13 protein-coding genes and 1 pseudogene are annotated in these 15,868 nt (G+C 63.7%); 4 read left to right on the top strand and 10 right to left on the bottom strand.

Annotated features, from left to right (window positions below; all coding sequences use genetic code 11):
• Window positions 1-15: 15 nt before the first annotated feature.
• From ABIB00_RS28875 to ABIB00_RS28920, 10 genes are all read right to left on the bottom strand, one after another.
• Entirely contained in the window at window positions 16-1,527 is a 1,512-nt protein-coding gene (locus tag ABIB00_RS28875) for an ABC transporter substrate-binding protein (protein ID WP_354106681.1), read from the bottom strand.
• Between the two features lie 23 nt (window positions 1,528-1,550).
• Window positions 1,551-2,651: an ABC transporter ATP-binding protein gene (locus tag ABIB00_RS28880; protein ID WP_354106682.1), complete on the bottom strand. Its 1,101-nt coding sequence runs from the start codon at window positions 2,649-2,651 to the stop codon at window positions 1,551-1,553.
• On the bottom strand, window positions 2,651-3,640 hold the full coding sequence (locus ABIB00_RS28885) for an ABC transporter ATP-binding protein (RefSeq protein WP_354106683.1): 990 nt from the start codon (window positions 3,638-3,640) through the stop codon (window positions 2,651-2,653). Before ABIB00_RS28885 ends, ABIB00_RS28880 begins: the two co-directional genes overlap by 1 nt.
• Window positions 3,637-4,347 carry a DUF1028 domain-containing protein gene (locus ABIB00_RS28890; RefSeq protein WP_247441390.1) on the bottom strand — a complete coding sequence of 237 codons (711 nt, stop codon included), beginning with the start codon at window positions 4,345-4,347 and terminating at the stop codon, window positions 3,637-3,639. Before ABIB00_RS28890 ends, ABIB00_RS28885 begins: the two co-directional genes overlap by 4 nt.
• A 10-nt stretch (window positions 4,348-4,357) precedes the next feature.
• Complete coding sequence (locus tag ABIB00_RS28895; RefSeq protein ID WP_354106684.1) at window positions 4,358-6,163, bottom strand: gamma-glutamyltransferase family protein; 1,806 nt, start codon at window positions 6,161-6,163, stop codon at window positions 4,358-4,360.
• Between the two features lie 81 nt (window positions 6,164-6,244).
• Window positions 6,245-7,234 (bottom strand): ABC transporter ATP-binding protein, encoded by a 990-nt coding sequence (locus ABIB00_RS28900; RefSeq protein WP_247349702.1) that lies wholly within the window; start codon window positions 7,232-7,234, stop codon window positions 6,245-6,247.
• A complete protein-coding gene (locus tag ABIB00_RS28905) occupies window positions 7,231-8,217 on the bottom strand; it encodes an ABC transporter ATP-binding protein (RefSeq protein ID WP_354106685.1) in 987 nt (328 codons plus the stop codon). Before ABIB00_RS28905 ends, ABIB00_RS28900 begins: the two co-directional genes overlap by 4 nt.
• A gap of 58 nt (window positions 8,218-8,275) precedes the next feature.
• On the bottom strand, window positions 8,276-9,247 hold the full coding sequence (locus ABIB00_RS28910; RefSeq protein WP_354106686.1) for an ABC transporter permease: 972 nt from the start codon (window positions 9,245-9,247) through the stop codon (window positions 8,276-8,278).
• A 10-nt stretch (window positions 9,248-9,257) separates the two neighbouring features.
• Window positions 9,258-10,238, bottom strand: coding sequence for an ABC transporter permease (locus ABIB00_RS28915; RefSeq protein WP_354106687.1), 981 nt, complete (start codon window positions 10,236-10,238; stop codon window positions 9,258-9,260).
• A 104-nt stretch (window positions 10,239-10,342) separates the two neighbouring features.
• The gene (locus ABIB00_RS28920; RefSeq protein WP_247441400.1) at window positions 10,343-11,938 is read right to left on the bottom strand and encodes an ABC transporter substrate-binding protein; all 1,596 of its coding nucleotides are present in this window, start codon (window positions 11,936-11,938) and stop codon (window positions 10,343-10,345) included.
• A gap of 294 nt (window positions 11,939-12,232) precedes the next feature.
• Between ABIB00_RS28920 and ABIB00_RS28925 the strand changes: the two genes are divergently transcribed.
• The 4 genes and pseudogenes from ABIB00_RS28925 to ABIB00_RS28940 all read left to right on the top strand — a co-directional run bounded on the left by ABIB00_RS28925 (window position 12,233) and on the right by ABIB00_RS28940 (window position 15,852).
• Window positions 12,233-12,490: a DUF6489 family protein gene (locus tag ABIB00_RS28925; protein WP_247349707.1), complete on the top strand. Its 258-nt coding sequence runs from the start codon at window positions 12,233-12,235 to the stop codon at window positions 12,488-12,490.
• The gene (locus ABIB00_RS28930) at window positions 12,490-13,290 is read left to right on the top strand and encodes a lipase family alpha/beta hydrolase (RefSeq protein WP_247441403.1); all 801 of its coding nucleotides are present in this window, start codon (window positions 12,490-12,492) and stop codon (window positions 13,288-13,290) included. Before ABIB00_RS28925 ends, ABIB00_RS28930 begins: the two co-directional genes overlap by 1 nt.
• Before the next feature lie 45 nt (window positions 13,291-13,335).
• Window positions 13,336-14,846 (top strand): annotated as a pseudogene (locus ABIB00_RS28935) (WS/DGAT/MGAT family O-acyltransferase).
• Between the two features lie 10 nt (window positions 14,847-14,856).
• Complete coding sequence (locus tag ABIB00_RS28940; protein ID WP_354106741.1) at window positions 14,857-15,852, top strand: alpha/beta fold hydrolase; 996 nt, start codon at window positions 14,857-14,859, stop codon at window positions 15,850-15,852.
• The last annotated feature ends 16 nt before the right edge of the window (window positions 15,853-15,868 follow it).

The following is a 15,868-nucleotide window of genomic DNA, read 5'->3' on the forward strand; positions in this document are numbered from 1 at the left end:
TGGAGGCGGCCTCGATCACTTGAACTTCAACCCGACCACCCGCACCAGCCCGTCGGGCATCTGCTTGTAGCCCTGCAGCTTGGTCGTATGCGCGATCAGGAGCGTGCGGTGATAGATGTAGATGATGGGCAGATCGTCGAGCAGGATTTTCGCCAGCTTTTGGTAGATCGCCTTGCGCTCCTCGACATTGGACGTCATCCGTCCATCTTCCATCAGCTTGTCGGCATCCGGGTTTGCGTACACGCCGTCATTCTGCGCCGCCTTGCTGCGCATGAAGATGTAGGAATTGCCGTCGGGATCGATGCGGCCGCTCCAGTTGATCTGGAAAACTTGGAACTCGCCGGCCTGGGCCTGCTTGAAGGTCGTCGCGAATTCGACGGCGCGGATCTTGATGTCGAAGCCCGCTTCCGCGGCCATCGACTGGACCACCTGGGCGACGGCTTCATTCTCCGCGCCCTTGGGGATCATGTAATCCACGGTTACGGGCAGCGTGACCCCGGCTTCCTTCAATAGCGCTTTCGCCTTCGCGATGTCACGGCCGTGGACCGGGAACGCCTTCTGGTAATAGGGATGTGTCGGGCTGACCCATTGATTGCCCGGCGTGAACTCGCCGTTGAAGACGACCTGATTGAGGGCTTCGCGGTCGATGGAAAGGTCGAGCGCCTGGCGGACTTTGGCCGACTGGCCCAGCGGCCCCTTGGTCTTGTCGTTACCGATGTTGACGGTTAGGCCGAGATAGCCGAGCTCGGGCGCCGTCGACAGCACCAGCCGGGAATCGGCGCGCACGTCCTTGATATCGGTGGCGAGCACGCGCTCGATCAAATCGAGTCCGCCAGACTTCAGATTGGCGAGGCGGACGGTGGCATCGACGATCGGCAGGAATACGACCCGGTCGATATGGATATTGTCCTTGTTCCAGTAGTCGGCAAATTTTTCGAACACCATGCGGTCCTGCTGGACGCGTTCGACAAATTTGTAAGGTCCTGCGCAGACCGGATGCAGGCCGAACTTGTCGCCGGCCTCCTTCGCCGCCTTCGGCGACACCATCATGCCGGAGCGGTCGGTGAGCTGGGCAATCAGCGGCGAGTAGGGGGTCTTGAGCACCAGCTTGATGGTCAGGGGATCGACGACCTCGACATGGTCGACGCTGGCAAGCTCGGGCTTCCGGAACGAGGTCGGCAGCGTCATGTGACGTTCGATCGAGAACTTTGCGGCCTCCGCGTCCAGCGGCTCGCCGTCATGAAACTTGACGTTGGGTCGGAGCTTGATCGTCATCTCCTTGCCGTCGGCCGAGGTCTCGTGTGACAGCGCGAGCTGCGGCACGATGTTCAGCTTCTCGTCGATGTCGAACAACTTGTCGCAGAAGGCGGAGAATACGATGCGGCCGACATAGGTGCGGCCGACACTGGGGTCGAGAATGTCGGGGTCCTCGGCGATGCCGATGCGAAGCGTCGTCTGGGCCTGGGCGCCGCCCACGAGCGACGTCAGCAATGCCGACGTCAGGATCGCCAAACGCATGAAACTCATCGCTCTCACCCTCTGTTTGACGGCTAGGCCGGGTCGGTCCTCAATGAACTAACCCCGCCGGCGCGTGCTGCTTCCGGGCCGCCGCTGAAGGCGGCGACCAATTTTTCAAGAATCGGCGAGAAGCCCCCGTCCGACGGTACGATCGCCTCGGACGACGGCAGTTCCGACGTTCGGTGGCACGCCGTTGCATGTCCGATGCCATCCGGCAGCAGCTGAGGCATTTCGCTGCGGCAGCGCTCGACCACATAGGGGCAGCGGGTGTGGAAGCGGCATCCCGGCGGCGGGTTGAGCGCGCTGGGGATCTCTCCCTGAAGCACAATCCGGCTGCGCTTTGCCCGCGGTTTAGGCACGGGGATCGCGGACAATAGCGCCCGACTATAGGGATGGCGGGGTGCGGCGAACAGCGCGTCCGCCGCCGCCGTCTCGACGATCTGGCCGAGATTCATCACCGCCACATGGTCGGCGATGTGCTTGACCACGGCGAGGTCATGCGAGACGAAAATGTAGGCGAGGCCGAGCCGGTCCTGGAGTTCGCGCAGCAGATTGAGGATCTGCGAGCGAATCGAGACGTCGAGCGCCGAGACCGGCTCATCACAGATGATCAGTTTCGGCTCGACCGCGAGCGCTCGGGCAATCGCGATGCGCTGTCGCTGGCCGCCGGAGAATTCGTGCGGATAACGCCGGGCCAACCGCGGCTCCAGCCCGACCAGCCGCAAGATCTCCTCGACACGCTTGCGCCGCTGTGCCGCCGGCACGAGATCATGCAGCGCCAGCGGCTCGATCAGGATCTGGCCGACCGTCATGCGTGGGTTGAGCGAGGCGTAGGGATCCTGGAAAATGATCTGCGCCTCGCGGCGGAAGGCGCGCAGCGCGCCGGCGTCAAGGGAGAGGAGATCGCGGCCTTCGAAACGGATTGTGCCTGCATCCGGCTCGATCAGCCGCAGCACCAGGCGGCTGACGGTGGATTTACCGCAGCCGGATTCGCCGACCAGCGCCAGCGTCTTGCCGGCCTGCAGCGAGAAGGAAACGCCATCAACCGCTTTGACATGCGCCAGCGCCCGGCCGAACAGCGAGCGCTCGGCGACGAAATGCTTGACCAAGCCTTCGACCTCGAGCAGCGCCATCAGGATACCAGGCGTTCGAGCGGCGCGCGGATACAGCGCGAGAGGTGGCCGGGGCTCGCTTCGACGAGCGGCGGCGGTGCCTTGGTGCAGGCGTCCAGCACGAAAGGGCAGCGCGCGGCGAAACGACAGCCCGCGGGGGGGTGCATCATGTTCGGGACCATGCCCTCGATCGTGGCAAGCTGTTCGGCGCGATGGTCCAGCCGCGGGATCGAGCCGAGCAGGCCGACGGTGTAGGGATGCTGCGGCGCCGAGAACAATTCGTCGACCGGCGCGCGCTCGACGATCTCGCCGGCATACATGACGGCGACCTCGTCGCAGACTTCGGCGACGACGCCGAGATCGTGGGTGATCAGGATGATCGCGGCGCCGCTCGCCGCCTTCAATTCCCGCATCAACTCGAGGATCTGCGCCTGCAAGGTGACGTCGAGGGCGGTGGTCGGTTCGTCCGCGATCAGCAGCCGCGGGTCGCAGGCGAGCGCCATCGCGATCATGACGCGCTGGCGCATGCCGCCGGAAAGCTTGTGCGGATATTCGTCGATCCGCCGCTCGGGCGAGGGGATGTGGACGCGACGCAGCAGTTCGATCGTCCGGTCGCGCGCGCTGCGGCGTGAGCCGCCGCGGTGGCGCAGAATCGTCTCGATGATCTGGTCGCCGATGGTGAAGCTCGGATTGAGCGAGGTCATCGGCTCCTGGAAGATCATCGCGAGCCGGTTGCCGCGAAGGTCCCGCAATATCTGGTCTGGTGCCTGCAACAGATCGAAGCCGTCAAAACGGATCACGCCTGAGATCTCCGCGCCCTGCTTTGGCAGCAGGCCCATGATCGCCAGCGAGGTCACGCTCTTGCCGCAGCCGGATTCGCCGACGAGGCCGAGCGTCGCGCCATTGGCGACGCTGAGATCGACGCTGTCGACCGCGTGGGTGATGCGGCCGTCGTCGCCGTGAAAACGGATGCGGAGATCCCTGATCTCGATGAGGGGGCTCGCGTTCATGACCGTTTTGCGCGCGCTGCGGCGATGCTGGCGTCGATGACGCTGCGATCGGTGTTGCCTGCCGGGTTCTGCCGCGTTGGCATCGAGTCGCGGAAGTGAACCCACAGCTCCTGGCTGACTTGTTCGAGCCGTTCGAGTTCACCGAGCGGATCGGGATGATCGTCGGCACGTACGTCCAGGACCGGCCATTCCTCCTCGCCATGGATCAGGAGCGCGGCGGACTGCTTGCCGCGTTTGTCCCCGCCGGCGGCCTCGCCCGCGCGCATCGCGGCGAGCAAGCGGCGCGGGAAGGGCAGGCTGTCATTGGCGATATAGGTTCTTGCGGTCTCGTCGAGCACGTCGGCGCCCGCGAGCATGTTGCCGGCGATCGAAAAGCCGCTGCCCGCGATGTGCCCGCACCAGTCGACGCAGTCGCGCCCGGTATGCGCCGCGATCTCGCCGCTCGCATCCATGATGTGGATCTGGCGGCTCTCGCGGCCATCGTCGGTCGCGAGCAGGGCGGCCAGCACGTCGTGCGCGTTGAGACCCTCGCGCAGTAGCTTGACGCCGTCGATGCCGTAATAGGGATTGACGAAGGCCTGCGTCGCGATGGCGCCGAGACCGGCAGCGATATAAGGGACACGCGCGCCGACGGCGAAGAAGCGCGTGGCAACGGCGATGCCGAACTGACCGGTGGCGGAATCTCGCGCGATGATCGACCAGGTCATATGCTGCCCTTTAGCGCCCTGCGGCGTAGCCCTGCATGCCGCGCGGATTGGCGGCGGCGCGCCGTCGTACACCGACGCGGGAGGCGGCGGTGAGGCGGCCTTCCGACCAGTCCGATCCGACTTCGACGATATGTCCGCGTTCGCGAAGATTCTCGATCGTCGCCTTCGGCACGCGGTTCTCGACCACGAGCACGCCCGGGCGCGCGGTACGCGGCCAGAACGAGATCGGAAAGTGCTCGGAATGCCAGGCCGGCGCATCGATGGCTTCCTGGAGATTGAGGTTGCAATGGACGTGCCGCAGGAAAAACTGCGTGATCCACTGATCCTGCTGGTCGCCGCCGGGCGAGCCCCAAGCCAGGTAAGGCTCGCCGTCACGCAATGCCATGGTGGGTGAGAGTGTGGTGCGCGGTCGCTTGCCGGGCGCGAGCGCCGCGGGGTGATCCTCCTCCAGCCAGAACATCTGGGCGCGGCTGCCGAGGCAGAAGCCGAGCTCCGGAATGATCGGAGAGGATTGCAGCCAGCCGCCCGACGGCGTCGACGACACCATGTTGCCGGCCTTGTCGATGATGTCGAAATGCACGGTGTCGCCGCGCACCTCGCCGAAACGCCCCACTGTCGGCTCGCCGGCGCCGAGCGCGCCAACCGCCTCGCGCTGCCCCTCGGCACGGCGCAGCTTGACCACGCCGCCAAAGCCCTCGATCGAGCCGGGGAGGAAGTCGAGCGAAGCCTTGTCGGTAACGAGCTTGCGTCGTTCGTCGTTATAGGCGTCCGACAACAGCGTCGCGATCGGGATATCGCTGAACTTGGGGTCGCCGTAGAATTTCTCGCGGTCGGCAAAGGCGAGCTTGGCGCATTCGATCTGGAGGTGGATGAATTCCGGACCGGTCGGATTGAGCCCGTCAAGCGCAAAGCCCTTCAGGAGCGCGAGTTGCTGCAGCGTCACCGGGCCCTGGCTCCAGACCCCGGCCTTGCACACTGTGTAGCGGCCGTAGTCGTAGGTCAGCGGCGCCTCGACCGTCGGCTGCCAGCGCGCCATGTCGTCGGCCGATAGCACGCCGCGATGCGGCGAGCCGCTGACGTCCATCACCTCCTGGGTGCGGCAGAATTTGTCGATGGCTTCCGCCACAAAGCCATGCGACCACGCCTTTCGGGCGCGCTCGATCTCGGCGTCGCGGTCGCCGCCGTCGCTTTCGGCTTCGCTCAGAATCCGTGCGTAGGTCGCCGCAAGTGTCTTGTTGGTGAAGAGTGTGCCGGGTTTTGGCACTTCGCCGTTCGGGAGATAGACGGCGGCCGACGTCGGCCAGTGCTTGCGGAACAATTGCTCGACAATCTGGATCGTGGCGCAGGCGCGCTCGACCAGAGGATAGCCGTCGCGCGCATAAGAGATCGCAGGCTCCAGCACGTCGCGCACGCGCATCGTCCCATAGTCACGCAGCAGCATCATCCAGGATTCGAAGGTGCCGGGGACGCACGCCGCGAGCAGGCCGGTGCCGGGCACCATGTCGAGGCCTTCGCTCTTGTAATGCGCGATGGTGGCGCGGGCCGGTGCCGGACCCTGGCCGCAGATCACCTCGGTGCGACCGCGCTTGACGTCGTGCACGATGATCGGCACGTCGCCGCCGGGACCGTTCAGATGCGGCTCGACCACCTGGAGCGTGAAAGCGGTGGCGACGCCGGCGTCGAAGGCATTGCCGCCCTTTTCCAGGATGGCCATGCCGACGGCGGTCGCGATCCAGTGCGTGGTCGCGACGACCCCGAAGGTGCCCTCGATCTCGGGGCGCGTCGTGAAGGGATCGGGATTGACGATGCTGGCCATGGACTACCTCATTTGCGGCGCGCGCAATTGATCACAGGGCCAGGCCGCCGCCAAATGCGCAGGCTGCATGGCACGCGCGCGTCACGCCGGGACCGAAGCGGTGTTGACGGCGTGGCAGGCGACCCCGTCGATCAGTTCCGGGGCCTCCTTGCGACAGAGATCGAACGCCAGCGGGCAACGGGGGTTGAAGGCGCAGCCGGGGGGCGGGTTGATCGGGTTCGGGATCTCGCCCTTCACCGGAATGCGCTGGCGGCCGCTCATGGCGAGATCAGGCACGGCACCCAGCAGCATCTTGGTGTAGGGCATGCGCGGGCGGGCGAACAGCTCGCGCCCCTCTGCGATCTCGACGATGCGGCCGAGATACATCACGCCGACGCGGCTCGCCATGTGGCGGACCACGGCGAGGTTGTGGCTGATGAACATGTAGGTCAGGCCGAACTTGTCCTGGAGGTCGCGCATCAGGTTCAGGATCTGCGCCTGCACGGAGACGTCGAGCGCCGAGGTCGGCTCGTCGCAGACGATGAACTCCGCGTCGGAGGCGAGTGCCCGCGCGATCGCGATGCGCTGGCGCTGGCCGCCCGAGAATTCGTGCGGAAACTTCAACCTGTCGTCGGGATGCAGGCCGACAAGGCTGAGAAGCTCGCCGACGCGCGCCTGGATGTCGCGCTCGCCCTGAATCAGGTCGAAGGCGCGAATTGGCTCGGAGATGATGGCGTCGACCCGGAAGCGCGGGTTCAGGCTCGCATAGGGATCCTGAAAGATCATCTGGATGCGGCGGCGCAGCTTTCGCCGAGCCGGCGCCTGCCGCGGGTCGGTCATCGAGACGCCGTCGATCAGGACGTTGCCGGAGCTCGGCGGCAGCAGGCCGACGACCATCCGCGCCACCGTGGTCTTGCCCGAGCCGGACTCTCCGACCAGTGCAAAAGTCTCGCCCTTCCTGATGTCGAAGGTGACGCCGTCGACGGCCTTGAGATATTCGAGATGGCCGCCCTCGAGCACGCGGTTGAGCCAGGGCTTCGAGACGTCGAAGACGCGCCGCAAACTCGTGGCCTGGACGAAGGGAGTGCTCATGCAGCGCTCTCCGCCGGCGCGTTGTCATAGAGGTGGCAGGCAACGGATTGCGTGCCGCGCGGCAGCGGCTCCGGCCTCTCCACGCGACATCGATCGAATGCGAATGCGCAGCGTGGATTGAACGAGCAGCCGCGCGGGATCGCCGACAGGCGCGGCATGGAGCCGGGGATCTGCACCAGGCGCTTGTCGTCGCCGGCAAGCGTCGGGATCGCGCCCATCAGGCCCTTGGCATAGGGATGCAGCGGATTTCTCACGACGTCCTGCACCGGGCCGATCTCGGCGACGCGGCCGGCATACATCACTGCGACACGGTCGGACGCCTCCGCGATGACGCCCATGTCGTGGGTCACCAGCATCACGGCGGTGCCGTGGTCGCGTCCGAGGCGCTTGATGAGCGAGATGATCTGCGCCTGCACGGAGACGTCGAGGGCGGTGGTCGGCTCGTCCGCGATGATCAGCTCCGGCTCGGCGCAAATCGCCAGCGCAATCACCACCCGCTGGCGCATGCCGCCGGAGAACTCGTGGGGATAGCCGTCGATGCGCTTTTCGGGCGCGGGGATTCCGACTTCGGCAAGCAGGTCGATGGCACGGCGGCGTGCGGCGGTCTCGGACAGATTGAGGTGGGTCCGGATCGTCTCGATGAGCTGGTCGCCGACGCGGTAGAGCGGATTGAGCGATGTGAGCGGGTCCTGGAAGATCATGCCGATCCGTTTTCCCCTGATACGGCGCAGCTCTTCTGGCGGCAGATTGTCGATGCGCAGGCCCGCAAGACGAATCTCGCCGCCGGCGATGCGGCCGGGCGGATCGATCAGGCCGATCACCGCGAGCCCGGTGACCGATTTGCCGGCGCCGGATTCGCCGACCACGCCCAGCACCTCGCCCTTGGCGATATCGAAGGAGACGCCGTCGATGGCGCGTAGCGTGCCCCGGCGGGAGGCGAACTCCACCTGAAGATTGCGCACGGAGAGGATGGGTTCGGTCATGAGCGAGACGCTCTCATCCAAGTATTGCTCATCCAAATCTTGCTCATCAAAGGTTTGCTCATCGGAGCTTCGGGTTGAGCGCGTCGCGCAGCCAGTCGCCGAGCAGGTTGATCGACAGGATCAAGGCAGCGAGCGCGATACCGGGAAAGGCCACGATCCACCATTCGCCCGCGAACAGGTAGTTGTTGCCGATGCGGATCAACGTGCCGAGCGAGGGCATTGTGTCGGGCAGGCCGACGCCAAGGAAGGACAGTGTCGCCTCGGTAATGATGGCGAGCGCGAGGTTGATCGTGGCGATGACCAGGATCGGACCCATCGTGTTCGGCAGCACATGGCGGAACATGATCTTTGGTGCGGGAAGGCCGATCAATTGCGCGGCAGCCACGTAATCCTTGTTCTTCTCGACCATCACGGAACCGCGCACCGTCCGGGCGTACCCGACCCAGAAACTCAGGCCGATCGAGATCACCAGCACGACCAGCATGCTGGTTGCATCCAGCCGGTTGCCGAGGATCGATTTCGCGATGCCGTTGACCAGCAGCGCGATTAGGATGGCGGGGAAAGTGAGTTGCACGTCGGCGATCCGCATGATCACGCCGTCGACCGCGCCTCCGAAATAGCCGGCGACCAGACCGAGCGCGATTCCGAGCGCGCCGGCGAAGATTACGCCGGCCACGCCGACGGCGAGCGAGATGCGCAGCCCGTAGAGAATGGCGGAGAACACGTCGCGGCCCTGCTCGTCGGTGCCGAGCAGGTACGGGCTCTGGCCGTCGGCGGTCCAGAGCGGTGAGATCCGGGAATTCATCAATTGGAGCTGCGCGGGATCGAACGGGTCCTGCACCGCGAGCGCGGAGGCAAAGATTGCGAGCAGAAAGAACAGCACGGTAATGGCCGCCGCCACCATGGTCAGCTTGGAGCGGCGAAACGAATAGAAGATGTCGCTGTCGAGTGCACGGCTGAGCCAGCTACGGGCAGCATGCGTCCGCAGCGTGCTCGGCTTGTCGGGATTGGAGGCGACTGCGTCGGACATGCAAGTTGCCTTATGTGGCGCGGCCGACGGTCGAGCGCAGGCGCGGATCGACCACGGTGTAAAGGATATCGACCACCAGATTGATGGTGACGAAAATCAGCGAGACCATCAGCAGGTAGGCGGCCATAATCGGGATATCGACGTTTTGCACGGCCTGCACGAACAGAAGTCCCATGCCGGGCCATTGGAACACGGTTTCGGTGATGATCGAAAATGCAATAACCGAGCCAAACTGCAGTCCGGCCACCGTGATCACGGGAATCAGCGTGTTCTTCAGCGCGTGGCCGAAATGAATGGCACGGGTTGTCAGCCCGCGGGCGCGGGCAAAACGAATATAATCGGTCCGAAGCACTTCGAGCATCTCCGCGCGCACCAGCCGCATGATCAGGGTCATCTGGAACAGGCCGAGCGTGATCGAGGGCATGATCAGCGCCTTCAGGCCCGACAATGTGAGCAGGCCCGTGGTCCACCAGCCCAGCTTGACGACCTCGCCGCGGCCGAACGAGGGCAACCAGCCCAATGTCACCGCGAACAGATAGATCAGAAGGATGCCGATCAGGAACGTCGGCAGCGAGATGCCAATCAGCGAAACCGCCTGGAATAATTTGGCGAGCAGGGTGTCGCGCCTGAGCGCCGAATAGACGCCCATCAGGATTCCGCATATCATTGCAAATACGGTCGCGCAGATCGCAAGTTCCAGGGTGGCGGGCATACGCTCCATCAACAGCGTCGAGACCGGCTGGCGGAACTGATAGGAGACGCCGAATTTGAATTGCGCGGCATCGGCGAAATAGCGCACGAACTGCACCGGCACGGGATCATCGAGGCCGAGCGATTTGCGCACGGCTGCGCGTTCGGCCGCCGGCGTATCGAGCGAGACGATCTGGTTGATGGGGTCGCCGGCGAAGCGGAACATCGAGAACGCGATGATGCCGACGGCGAACATGACGCCGATCGCCTGAACGGCCCGGCGAAGAGTGAAAGCGAGCATGCCTTCCACTTTCCTTGAGTGTGCGTCTGGCCGACGTCTTTGTCAGCCGGAAAAGGAAAGGTCCCGGAAGCCTGACGCTGCCGGGACCTCGTGTTCGACTGACGCTATTCCTTCTTGGTCGCCCAGTGGAACATGACCAGATTGTCGGCGCGCTGCGGCAGGTTGACCTTTTTCGATACGCCCCAGGCCAGCGCCTGCTGGTGCAGCGGAATATAGGCCCAGTCCTTGATGCTGATCTCATACGCCTGCTTGATCAGCTGATTGCGTTTGGCGGTGTCGGTTTCGACCAGCACCTTGTCGGTGATGGCGTCGAATTCCTTGTTGCAATAGCCACCAAGATTGGCTTCGCCCCGCGAGGATTTCGCATCGTCACGGCACCCCATGATGTCATTCAGCACATTGTGGGAATCCATCGTGCTCGGCGTCCAGCCCAGCATGAAGAACGAGGTCTGGTAGCCACCTTGCTTCAGCACCTTGGCGAAGTACTGCGCCTTGGGCTGTGCCAGCAGATTGATCTTGACGCCGATGCGGGCAAGCATGCCGACGACGGCCTGGCAGATCGCGGCATCGTTGACGTAGCGGTCGTTCGGACAATCCATCGTGACCTCGAAGCCGTCGGGGTAGCCGGCCTCGGTCAGGAGTTTCTTGGCGCCGTCAGGATCGAATTTTGGCCGCGTGAACTCCTTGGACAGTGCGAACAGTTCGGGCGCGATCATCAGTGCCGACGGTGTCGACAGTCCCCGCATCACGCGCGTCTTGATCAGCTCGATATCGATCGCCTTGTAGAACGCCTCCCGGACCTTGACGTCCTTGAACGGGTTCTTGCCCTTGATGTTGGAGTAGAGCAACTCGTCACGCACTGTGTCGAATCCGATGAAAATGGTGCGAAGCTCCGGCGCCTTCAGCACCTGGGCATTCGGGCTCGCATCGACGCGGGCAATGTCCTGGATCGGCACCGGCTCGATGACGTCGACCTCGCCCGAAAGCAGCGCAGCGACGCGGGTGGCGTCGGAGGCGATCGGGGTGAAGATGATCTCCTTCAGGTTGCCTTCCATCTTGCCCCAGTAATTGGGGTTGGCCTTGAACACGGTCTTCACGCCGGGCTGATGGCTCTCGATGATGAAGGGACCGGTACCGTTCTCGTGCAGCGAGGCGTAGCTCGGCGAGGTCGCGGACACCGGGGTCGGCTCGACGGCCTTGTTCTCCTCAGCCCATTTCTTGTCCATGATGTACCAGACGTCCCACGCCGAATGCAGGATGGGATTGGGCGAGGGCAGGACGAAATCGACCGTGTAGTCGTCGACCTTGACGACCTTGACGTCAGGCGCCAGGCGGGTCTGCATGTTCGAGTTTTTGTTTCGGACACGATCGGCGGAGAACAGCACGTCGTCGGCGGTGAAGGGGTCGCCGTTGTGGAATTTTACGCCCTTTCGCAAATGGAAGCGCCACCGGGTCGGCTCCGGAGTTTCCCAGCTCTCCGCCAGCGCCGGAATGATCTTGAGGTCCTTGTCGCGCGCGGTGAGGCCCTGATAGACGTGACCGAGATGGGCGTGGGTGGTGGACTCGTTCAGCGAGTAGGGATCAAGCGACTTCAGGTCGCCCTGGTTGGCATAGCGCAGCGTCTGGCTCGACGCTGGCGACATCGTCAACGCAAGCATACCGGCGAGCGTCGCCGCAAACAGAGTTCGACCGACTGACATTCTTGACCCTCTCAACTCTGCCGCGCCGTGATTTTTGATTGTTCGGCGGGCGTCCCAATCCATGTTGCCCAGAGTTCTCGACCCGTGCAAGCGCCATTGCAGCAAGGAACGCGCCAAGTTGCACCGCTGTGCAGCAATGCTGACCGACAATCGGGGGACGAGGGGCCGATTTTGATTGACCATATCCATCGAACGCGGAAGCCGGCGCCTAGCCGCGTGCCTCAGGTCGCTTGCGTTGCACACCGTGTCGCGGCGATACTATATGAAGCCGCTCGAATCTCATCTGGAGGGGATATGAAAGTTAATATCGAAATCGACTGCACCCCCCTGGAAGCCCGTCAGTTCTTCGGACTACCCGACGTGATGCCGATGCAGGCCGCGGTGATGGACAAGTTGCAGCAGCAGATGATGTCCAACATCGATAAGGTTTCGCCGGAATCGCTGATCCAGAGCTGGTTCACGTTCGATCCCAAGATCGCGGAGCGGTTTCAGGACATGTTCGTCACCATGGCCGGTCTCGGCGGCACGCGCAGCGGCGACAAGAAGAAATAATGCCGCCCGTCCCGGACGGGCCGCAGTCCTCAGGCCGGCTTCATCCGCCGGGCCTTGGTCTGCTGCTCGCCGAAGCCCGTGGGTTATTCGAATTCAATGCCAGCCTGCTGTTGTCGCCGGTTCTGATGCGTGCGCCGAAAGGCGATGGCCATCCAGTACTGGCGCTGCCGGGCTTTCTCGCCAGCGACCTCTCGATGGCGCCGATGCGGCGCTATCTCGGTGCGCTCGGCTATGAGGCACATGCCTGGCGGATGGGGCGCAACCTCGGCGGGCTGGGACGGATGCGGGATTTGCTGCGCGCCCGTCTCGCTGAAATCCATGCTGCGAGCGGACGCAAGGTCAGTCTGGTCGGATGGAGTCTCGGCGGCGTCTATGCGCGCGATCTCGCGCTCCAGGCGCCCGACATGGTCCGCAATGTCATCACGCTCGGCAGCCCTTTTGCCAATGACATACGAGCGACCAATGCGACGCGGCTCTACGAGATGATGTCCGGCGAACGGGTGGAGGATTTCGCCGAGCTGCGCGAGGCGATCGCCGGCGATCTGCCGGTGCCGGCAACCTCGGTCTATTCGCGTGCCGACGGCATCGTGAACTGGCGGACCTGCCTGCTACGTCCCTCCGACCGCGCCGAGAACATCGAGGTGCACCTGGCGAGCCATATCGGGCTCGGGGTGAATCCCGCAGCGCTTTGGGTCGTGGCGGACCGTCTTGCGCAACCGGAGGGGGAGTTCTCGCCATTTGACCGGGCAGGGCCGTTTGCCATTGCATATGCCCCGCCGGAACAGGCAGTATCGGCCTGACGAGAAGTGCCGCTAAGGCGCCCGTCAAATACTCGGGAGGGAATTATGGCTGACGGTAAGAAGCTGTCGTCGCTGGACGCATCATTTCTTTATCTGGAAACGCCGGAAATGCCGATGCATGTCGGCAGCATGGCCATCTTTCGCCTGCCGGACGACTACAAAGGCGACTTCTTCGAAGACTTCAAGGCAATGATTGTCTCGCGCCTGCACATCGCGCCGATCCTCAAAGCGCGGCTGGAGAAGGCGCCGCTCGACATCGATCATCCTTCCTGGGTCGAGGACGATCAGTTCGACATCGACCGTCACATCTTCCGGGCCAGCCTGCCGCAGCCGCGCGATCGCGCCACGCTCGAGCGCATCGTCGGCTGGATGCACGCCAAGCTCTTGAACCGCGCCCGCCCGCTCTGGGAGTTCTACGTGTTCGAGGGCATGAAGGACAACGAGGTCGGGCTTTATTCCAAGATGCATCATGCCGCCATTGACGGCGGCGCCGGTGCGGCGCTCACCAACATGATCTACGACATCTCGCCGACCCCCCGCAAGGTCGATCCGCCGCCGCGAACCTGCTCGATTCCTATCAGCAGTTCATCACCCAGCCGCTCGATGCATCGGCGGCCGCGAAGAATTTGCAACTGCCGCGCACCGGCAAGAGCGACATCGGCTCGATCCTGTTCGACAATGCGATGTACCAGATCGAGAGCGCGGTGCGCTTCGCCGGCAACATCCCGACCATGGTCAAGAGCGTCTCCGAGGTGCTCGGCAAGATTTCCGATCCGAAGTCGCGCGAGAGTCTCGCCAGCATGGTGTCGCCGCCGACCATGCTCAACAAATCGATCTCCTCCGAGCGCAGCTTCGCCGGCGTCTCGATCTCGCTGTCGCGATCCAAGGCGCTGGCCAAGCAGGCTGGCGGCAAGCTCAACGACGTGGTGCTGGCGCTCGCGTCCGGCGTGGTCCGGCGTTACCTGAAGGAGCACGGCACGCTGCCGGCGAAATCGCTGACCGCGGCGGTGCCGATCTCCTTGCGCGAAGAGGGCAACACCGAGGCCAACAACCAGGTGTTCGGCATGATCTGCTCGATCGCGACCAACATCGAGGATCCCAAGGCGCGGCTGGAAGCCATTATCGCGCAATCGACCAAGTCCAAGGAGATGTCGCATCCGCTGCGGGCGCTGATGCCGCAGATATCCAACATCTCCATGCTGGGCGCGCCGATGATGATGCAGATTCTGGCACTGGTCTACAGCCGCTCGAACCTCTCGGATGTGTTGCCGCCGGCCGCCAACATCACGGTGTCCAACGTACCGGGGCCGCGGCAAACGCTCTACGCCGCGGGCGCCGAGTTGTTGCACATCTTCCCGGTGTCAATCTCGACCCATGGACAGGCTCTCAACATCACTGTGCAGAGCTATCGCGACCAGCTCGATTTCGGCTTCATCGTCGGTGCCAACATCATTCCGCATGTGCAGGTGATGTGCGACATGCTGCCGGAGGAGTTTGCCGCACTCGAAGCGGCCTATGCATCCCCGGTGGCCGACATCAAGGGCGCCGCGGAGTAGGAATGTGTCGATGATTGAAATGCCGCCGCTCAAGTTCGCGCAGACGAACGGAATCCGCATGGGCTATTACGAGGCGGGTCCGGCCGATGACAAGCCGCCGATCGTGCTGTGCCACGGCTGGCCCGAGCTTGCTTTCTCCTGGCGCCACCAGATCAAGGCGCTAAGCGAGGCCGGCATCCGGGTGATCGCGCCGGACCAGCGCGGCTATGGTGCGAGCGACCGGCCCGAGCCTGTCGAAGACTACGACATGGAGCATTTGACCGGCGATCTCGTCGGGCTGCTCGATCATCTGAACATCGATAAGGCGATCTTCGTCGGCCACGACTGGGGCGGCTTCGTCGTCTGGCAGATGCCGCTGCGGCATCCGTCGCGCGTGGCCGGTGTGGTCGGCGTCAACACGCCGCATTGGGACCGTGCGCCGATCGATCCGATCGCGCTGTTCCGCCAGCGCTTCGGCGATCAGATGTACATCGTCCAATTCCAGGATCCTGCGCGCGAACCGGACAAGATCTTTGGCAGCCGCGTCGAGCAGACCTTTGACGCCTTCATGCGCAAGCCTTTGGCGCGGCCGGAGGCGAAACCGGCTGAGACGCCGATCGCGGGCGTTGGTGCCTCGTCAAAGACCAATCTCGCCTTTCCGCAGATGATCGCGGCCTATGACGCAAAGCACGATCCGCGCACGCCGATCCTGTCGGCCGACGAGAAGAAAATCTTCGTCGATACGTTTACAAGAACCGGCTTCACCGGCGGCATCAATTGGTATCGCAATTTTACGCGCAATTGGGAGCGGTCGAAGGAGCTCGATCATCACGTACATGTGCCGTCATTGATGATCATGGCGGAGAACGATGCCGTGCTGCCGCCGTCGGCGGCGGACGGCATGGAGAAGCTGATCGGTGATCTCGAGAAATATCTGGTGAAGGACAGCGGCCATTGGACGCAGCAGGAGAAGCCGGAAGAGGTCAGCGCCAAATTGATCGAATGGCGTAGAAGGCGGTTCGGCTAACTGGTCATTGCGAACT

Source organism: Bradyrhizobium sp. LB14.3 (assembly GCF_040547985.1).
GTDB lineage: Bacteria > Pseudomonadota > Alphaproteobacteria > Rhizobiales > Xanthobacteraceae > Bradyrhizobium.

Bases quoted from the DNA above. Each gene is read 5' to 3' on its own strand.
- ABIB00_RS28875 (WP_354106681.1), bottom strand. From the start codon at position 1,527: ATGAGTTTCATGCGTTTGGCGATCCTGACGTCGGCATTGCTGACGTCG.
- ABIB00_RS28880 (WP_354106682.1), bottom strand. From the start codon at position 2,651: ATGGCGCTGCTCGAGGTCGAAGGCTTGGTCAAGCATTTCGTCGCCGAG.
- ABIB00_RS28885 (WP_354106683.1), bottom strand. From the start codon at position 3,640: ATGAACGCGAGCCCCCTCATCGAGATCAGGGATCTCCGCATCCGTTTT.
- ABIB00_RS28890 (WP_247441390.1), bottom strand. From the start codon at position 4,347: ATGACCTGGTCGATCATCGCGCGAGATTCCGCCACCGGTCAGTTCGGC.
- ABIB00_RS28895 (WP_354106684.1), bottom strand. From the start codon at position 6,163: ATGGCCAGCATCGTCAATCCCGATCCCTTCACGACGCGCCCCGAGATC.
- ABIB00_RS28900 (WP_247349702.1), bottom strand. From the start codon at position 7,234: ATGAGCACTCCCTTCGTCCAGGCCACGAGTTTGCGGCGCGTCTTCGAC.
- ABIB00_RS28905 (WP_354106685.1), bottom strand. From the start codon at position 8,217: ATGACCGAACCCATCCTCTCCGTGCGCAATCTTCAGGTGGAGTTCGCC.
- ABIB00_RS28910 (WP_354106686.1), bottom strand. From the start codon at position 9,247: ATGTCCGACGCAGTCGCCTCCAATCCCGACAAGCCGAGCACGCTGCGG.
- ABIB00_RS28915 (WP_354106687.1), bottom strand. From the start codon at position 10,238: ATGCTCGCTTTCACTCTTCGCCGGGCCGTTCAGGCGATCGGCGTCATG.
- ABIB00_RS28920 (WP_247441400.1), bottom strand. From the start codon at position 11,938: ATGTCAGTCGGTCGAACTCTGTTTGCGGCGACGCTCGCCGGTATGCTT.
- ABIB00_RS28925 (WP_247349707.1), top strand. From the start codon at position 12,233: ATGAAAGTTAATATCGAAATCGACTGCACCCCCCTGGAAGCCCGTCAG.
- ABIB00_RS28930 (WP_247441403.1), top strand. From the start codon at position 12,490: ATGCCGCCCGTCCCGGACGGGCCGCAGTCCTCAGGCCGGCTTCATCCG.
- ABIB00_RS28940 (WP_354106741.1), top strand. From the start codon at position 14,857: ATGATTGAAATGCCGCCGCTCAAGTTCGCGCAGACGAACGGAATCCGC.